The sequence below is a fragment of the Moritella sp. genome (assembly GCF_033791185.1).
GTDB lineage: Bacteria > Pseudomonadota > Gammaproteobacteria > Enterobacterales > Moritellaceae > Moritella.
In genome coordinates this window covers 1-6,100 of sequence record NZ_JASJHF010000261.1, presented here as the reverse complement: position 1 = coordinate 6,100, position 6,100 = coordinate 1, and the positions used below count along the sequence as shown (strand labels likewise).

General features: G+C 40.1%; 6 protein-coding genes. 3 read left to right on the top strand and 3 right to left on the bottom strand.

Features of this window, described 5'->3' with window-relative positions:
• Positions 1–614 precede the first annotated feature (614 nt).
• Both QNK26_RS15145 and QNK26_RS15140 read right to left on the bottom strand, forming a co-directional pair.
• Positions 615–992: a hypothetical protein gene (locus QNK26_RS15145; RefSeq protein WP_319224580.1), complete on the bottom strand. Its 378-nt coding sequence runs from the start codon at positions 990–992 to the stop codon at positions 615–617.
• 157 nt (positions 993–1,149) lie between these two features.
• A complete protein-coding gene (locus QNK26_RS15140; protein WP_319224576.1) occupies positions 1,150–1,296 on the bottom strand; it encodes an L-lactate permease in 147 nt (48 codons plus the stop codon).
• 154 nt (positions 1,297–1,450) lie between these two features.
• On the opposite strand from QNK26_RS15140, the gene QNK26_RS15135 reads away from it, so the two are divergent.
• Together QNK26_RS15135 and QNK26_RS15130 are read left to right on the top strand one after the other, a co-directional pair.
• A complete protein-coding gene (locus tag QNK26_RS15135) occupies positions 1,451–1,699 on the top strand; it encodes a helix-turn-helix domain-containing protein (RefSeq protein ID WP_319224574.1) in 249 nt (82 codons plus the stop codon).
• On the top strand, positions 1,686–2,993 hold the full coding sequence (locus QNK26_RS15130; protein WP_319224571.1) for a HipA domain-containing protein: 1,308 nt from the start codon (positions 1,686–1,688) through the stop codon (positions 2,991–2,993). Before QNK26_RS15135 ends, QNK26_RS15130 begins: the two co-directional genes overlap by 14 nt.
• Before the next feature lie 84 nt (positions 2,994–3,077).
• Here QNK26_RS15130 and QNK26_RS15125 read toward each other — a convergent pair whose 3' ends face one another.
• Positions 3,078–4,670, bottom strand: a complete 1,593-nt coding sequence (locus tag QNK26_RS15125) for an L-lactate permease (protein ID WP_319224568.1) — start codon at positions 4,668–4,670, stop codon at positions 3,078–3,080.
• An 822-nt stretch (positions 4,671–5,492) separates the two neighbouring features.
• On the opposite strand from QNK26_RS15125, the gene QNK26_RS15120 reads away from it, so the two are divergent.
• On the top strand, positions 5,493–6,100 hold a 608-nt coding region (locus QNK26_RS15120; protein WP_319224565.1), incomplete at its 3' end, for a (Fe-S)-binding protein.

Genomic DNA, 6,100 nt, shown 5'->3' with positions numbered 1-6,100 from the left:
TAATCCCATTAGTTGGAGCCTCTTAAAAATAACATCGTTGTCTATAGCTGTGGTCATGATATCGCGAATATCTATTGCAGGGTTATTTTAACATTTATAACATTTGCCTCAATTGATTAATGTCAATTCGCTCATGTCATGTCCAAAAAATGTGTTTGAAGTGGTAAGTGTCTGAATTGGCGATATTAACCATTGCCTTGGATATTTATCCAGCTGGATTTTACCAGTGTGATTATACTGTATTTGATATGGTAAAGTGGTTTGATACCGATAAAGAAAATGGACTTTGTTGTTGAAATGTTAAGGGTGGTGGTGCGGTAAACATGCTGCTTGCCTCACTAGTGATGGCCTAATTAAAACACAGAAATCTGGCGATGCCTGTTTTTATAGTGCCTCTAAGGTGTCAGGGCTAGCTTCATTAGCTAATTATAATTAGGTCTCCACATAGTTAACTGCCGCCATAGTTTTTATTTTTATGTAGCTTAGAGCCTTGAATTTTAGTTTTTTTATCTAGTTGGATAAAGGGGTTCCTAGACCCCTAGATAATCGCGTTTGGCGAAGCATCACCTGATGCTATTACATAAAATGCGTTATGCGCAGAGTACGATTTTGGCCTAAAATGTTATCTCTGAGACTTTATTGTATGTAATGATTTTATCTGCTGTGCCTTGGATTGTAGTGCTAATTTCAATTCCATTCTTAATCGTAACAATAAGCTCTTTGCCTTTAGCTTTCGCATAGCCAGCTTCAATACCTAAGCCAACCCCTTTTTCTGATACATCAATTACAACTAGGTCCACTTCGTCTATTTTAGCGAAAGTTTCTTGCATTATTTTTTTTGCAGAAAAAGAGCGTTCGCCCCACTTTTCCATATCTCTAGCAACACAGTATGACTTCAAATTGTGTTTAGCAAAGCATTTTTCAAATTCACTTATGATACTTTTATTTGCATTGTCTGGATGATACTTGATGCCAAAATATACACTTTTCATTAAGAAATCCTTTTGTGCATTTTTACTTTAAACACAACAATATATATTAATTTTCATGTCTTGGATTCATCTATATACAAAAAAACCAACAGCTCTCGCTATTGGTTTTTTATTTCAAACATTCATCAAGCAGGGCAGTTAACCCTAGCGGTCACTGCTAGATTAGCGTACTCATTACCGCTGCAATTAGCCCGTAGATAATCATCGGGATCACGGTACGTTTAATGATGTACCCTTCTTGGTTAGAAATACCCAAGAGAGTCGATACAGCGATGATGTTGTTAATACAGACCATGTTACCCATCGCGTTGCCACTTAGCACTAAAAGTGTACGAACCTACACTTTTGTTGGGATATCAAGATTCAGAATTAAAATAGTGTACGTTGTTACACTTTTAATTGATTATTAGCATGCAAAGCTCTAAAGTAACCTTACGTACACTTTTTAGGGCTGTAGAATGGCGACTCAATTTGATCCAAGCACCTTAGGCAAACTAATCAAAGACCGTAGAAAGGCCGCTTTGATGACTCAGGAAATAGCAGCATCATTCTGTGGTGTTAGCAAAAAGACCTTGATCAAAGTTGAAAAAGGCGAAGATGTATATTTTTCAACAATAATCAAAATCCTTAATGGTCTTGGTATAAAGCTGGCAATTGATACTCCAAGTAGTATAAATACAGTAGGTGACAACAATGAGTGGTACTAATATTAATACTCTGGTTATGCACTTTAGAGGCATGGTCATTGGAGAAATACGTTTTGACATAGACACAGAACAATTCTCTATTGAATATACTCAAGAGTGGCAGGAAGAGGGTTTTCCTATTTCACCAAGACTTCCGCTTAGTGGTCGAGTTACTAGCTCGCAGATTTCAATTTACCTGACTAACTTACTCCCCGAGAACAAAGGACTTGATTATCTCATTGAAGCTCTCGGTATTTCCAAAAGTAATACATTTGGTTTAATCAAGGGCATTGGACTCGATACGTCTGGCGCAATATTGTATTTGCCTGTGGGTAGTAAACCACAAATAACATCTTTCACACCTATCTGCGAAGAAGACCTGATAAAACGAATTGAAGACCCCGAAATGTGGCCAATGGAAGTCTGGGGCGGAAAGCCACGTCTTTCTGTTGCAGGGGTTCAATCGAAATTGAATCTATTCCACATCGACTGCGAATATGGATTTGGCGAAGGAGAGCTTTGTTCAACTCATATTGTTAAATTTGAAAAAAACACTCAGCAGCATCTCGTGCTTAATGAGCTTATTACCATGAAACTTGCAGGTTTTATCGGTATGCAGGTTGCTGAAGTTGAGGCCATGCTAATAGGAAAATACAAAGCCCTATCTGTTACTCGTTTTGACCGCATGTACAATACTGAACGCCATATCGTAATGCGTCGTCATATGATTGATGCATGCCAGGCTCTTGGCTTTTCAGTTGCTAGAAAGTATGAACGAAATTTAGGTACTAGCCGTGACGTAAAAGACATTCGGGAAGGGGTTAGCTTGGAGAGATTGTTCAGTATTGCAGATTATTGTGCCAACCCAGCACAAGCCAAATTTGACATGCTCCGTTGGACAATCTTTAACTTGCTTGTTTGTAACGCGGATTCTCATGGTAAAAATTACTCGTTCTATGTTACTCAAAATGGCCTTAAACCGACTCCGTGGTACGATCTGGTTAATGTACAAATGTATCCAGAGTTTGATCAAGAGCTTGCTATGGCAATTGGTGATGAGTTTGAAGTTGATAAGGTTCATGCTTACCAATTGATGACATTTGCTGAAGAATGTGGAATAAAACAGAACGTACTTGAAATAACCCTAAAGCAACTGGCGAAAGCTATTCTTAGCAACTTGGATAACGCAATAAAACAAGCATGGGAGCTTACGGATGAAGAGTCTAAATATGTTGACGCGTATAAAGAAAGTATTCAATTTCGATGTGAGTATTACCTAACTCAAGTTGAAGAAATGAAACAGATTGAGTTATAAGCTACAAAAAAACCAACAGCTCTCGCTATTGGTTTTTTATTTCAAACATTGATCAAGCCGGGCGGTTAACCCTCGCTGTCATCGTTAGATTAGCGTACTCATCACCGCTGCAATTAGCCCGTAGATAATCATCGGGATCACTGTACGTTTAATGATGTAACCTTCTTGGTTAGAAATACCCAAGATAGTCGATACCGCGATGATGTTGTTAATACAGACCATGTTACCCATCGCGCCACCAACGGATTGCAGTGCCAAGATAGTCGTTTCTGGTAAACCCACTGTGGTTGCAATCGTTTGCTGAATACCACCAAATGTTAGATTCGATACCGTTGCTGAGCCTGAGAAGAATGCCCCCAGCGCGCCAAGGTAAGCAGAAGCAAACTGCCAGTTAGTCCCCATCAAATCTGAAAACGCCATACCGATAATCAGGATAGGGGAGTTTTCACCGCCAGCCATCATCAGTTTAACCATAATCAATGCACCAATCAGGGTAATGAAAGGCATTTTAATACGGCTACCAGTTTCGCTAAACACTTGCTTAACCATGCTGCCTTTAAGCTTAAACAGTGGGATAGAAATCAACACCACTAATAAGAAAGGAATAAGCGCAGGTACGTATAATGTTTTATATGCCCAAGCTACGTTAGTGCCGAGAATATTACTTAACTTGAAGATTAACGCTTGGCTAACACTAAAGTCACCGAAACCACCCAGTGATACCGATAATGCTTCAGTCGCATCGGTCAGCATTGATTTAATACCAAGCTGTTTAATACGGGTCACAATTAAGATAACAATTAATAGCATAGTCGGTGTCATGGCTTTGAATATCTGGCCACGGCTGATCACTGTTTTCGCAGTGTTGTTATCGTCAGCACTCGGCGCTACTTTACCCAGACCGATGTTTAACTTGGCTAAACCAATCGAGATAGTCAGACCAATCGCGCCGCCCACTAATGCAGGGAATTCATAGTTCCATTGTGCCAACAAGAAGTAAGGTACCGTACAAGACAAGGTACTTAATAGAATAAAGAAGTAGTTACGACGGATCTCAGTCCAAGAGGTGACAAAGCGCAATGCCAATACCGGAATAACAAAGGCCGCTACGAAGTGGATCATCGCTGTTTGTTGACCAATCTCCAGTAATGCTGAGTCAGTTAACCCTAAGTTTGAAAAACCAAACCAAGTTGGCGTGCCTACCGCACCAAAGGATACTGGTACCGAGTTCATCACTAACGCTAGCATTGCGACTTGTAATGGTGGGAAACCGAGGCCAACTAAAATAGGCGCGGCAATTGCTGCGGGTGTACCAAAGCCTGAGGCTCCTTCAATCATAAAGGCAAACGCCCAACCAATGATCATTAACTGAGCAACTTTATTACGGCTGATGCCCTCTAACCAGCGACTGATGGTATCTTCAGCCCCGGATAGGCACATCATACGGTTCATCAAAATTGCCCCGGCAATAATCGATATAGGGGTAATAGCTGACAAGCTTCCGGCAATCACATTTGCCCAGATCAGTGTTAGGTCTGTTTGGAAGTAAAAAATTTGCAGTGCTGCTACAAATAATGCCGTCACTGGTAGTGCAATGTACGAGGGTACACCATTCTTTTTCGTCATCATCCAGATAAGGACGAGAATTGGCATCATTGCCAAGATTAGGGATGTCATTGCTACCCACTCCATGTGTGCTCAGCTCATAAGTCTATCGGCTTTACGATGATAGTTATGCATGAGTCTATTTATAATAGTGCTTGAATGTATTGTTGATAAAGTACAGTTACCTAAAACCCTGTGCTTTTCTAATACCCGTGTCTTGTGGGGAATGGATTGTAAGATCTTGAGCCGCAAACTCTACCCCTCTTTTTAGGTATGTAATTAGGAATATGGGCGACAAATGTGACATAAACAATGAGGGGGAAAAAAATGCAAGTTATCAAGTTATATAAAATCAATGGCTTATATGTTTAGTGATAAAGACCACTAAATGATTGTAGCGGTATTAGAAACAGTGATTGTCATAATGCACGGTAATAAAACGCTGGGTCGCTATCGATAAATTAAGCGATTCAGGGGTCTAGTGTAATTAGGTAAATTATTTTGATGAAATTCAACTACAAAAAATAGGGTTTATGCTTAAAATGGCATTAATTGGTTATTTTATTACACCAAGGCACCCCCTCAAACCCCTTGTCTCATCTGTACTGTGCATAGTGTTGACCCCAAAAATTGCTGACTAATTGCACTAAACTAAAAAAGGCTGCATTAGCATTAATGTCGAACTTCATTGTTTCCATATTTGACCTAATAACCCCTGTTGCATTCCTTTGGTTAAAATATAACTAATTGTTTTAAAGTGAATTGTTATATTTATGATAAAGCTAAGATCACACAAGCAGAGCTATTGGCATATTTATTAACGCTAATCACGTTCGTTTTTTTCGATGCTTGCTTATATCATTAGCCAAAAATAAGCTCGGTGAGCAAGGTGAGATGATGAAAGTTAATTTTTTTGTAACCTGTCTATGTGACGTAGTTAAGTCAAACGTAGCTAAAAAAACAGTGTTATTACTAGAGCAGTTAGGCTGCGAAGTAATATTCCCGAAAGAGCAAGGCTGCTGCGGTCAACCGTCATTGAATAGCGGGTATATCGAATCAAGCAAGCCAGCAATGAAATCACTAATCTGCGCTTTTGAAGGTAATGACTATCCAATCGTCACGCCAGCGGGTTCATGTGCGGCAGCGGTAAAGAAATACCCTGAGTACTTAGCCGATGAACCCGAGTGGGCGGCGCGAGCTCAAGCGGTATCGGATCGCTTGTTCGAACTAACCCAGTTTATTGTTAACGAACTGAATATTGAAAACGTCGGCGCAAAATTACCTGGGCGCGGTGTTTATCATCCTTCTTGTAGCCTCATCCGTAAATTAGGTGTGCGTGAAGAGCCGCTTAAATTATTGGGTAATGTCGAAGGGCTCGAACTCGTCGCTATTAAAAACCAAGAAACCTGCTGTGGCTTTGGCGGTACCTTCTCCATCAAAATGGCCGAAATATCTGGCGAAATGGTCAAAGAGAAAGCCACTAACATTAATGCGGTTACGCC

Coding starts and splice junctions, on each gene's coding strand:
- QNK26_RS15145 (WP_319224580.1), bottom strand. CDS start 992: ATGAAAAGTGTATATTTTGGCATCAAGTATCATCCAGACAATGCAAAT.
- QNK26_RS15140 (WP_319224576.1), bottom strand. CDS start 1,296: ATGGGTAACATGGTCTGTATTAACAACATCATCGCTGTATCGACTCTC.
- QNK26_RS15135 (WP_319224574.1), top strand. CDS start 1,451: ATGGCGACTCAATTTGATCCAAGCACCTTAGGCAAACTAATCAAAGAC.
- QNK26_RS15130 (WP_319224571.1), top strand. CDS start 1,686: ATGAGTGGTACTAATATTAATACTCTGGTTATGCACTTTAGAGGCATG.
- QNK26_RS15125 (WP_319224568.1), bottom strand. CDS start 4,670: ATGACATCCCTAATCTTGGCAATGATGCCAATTCTCGTCCTTATCTGG.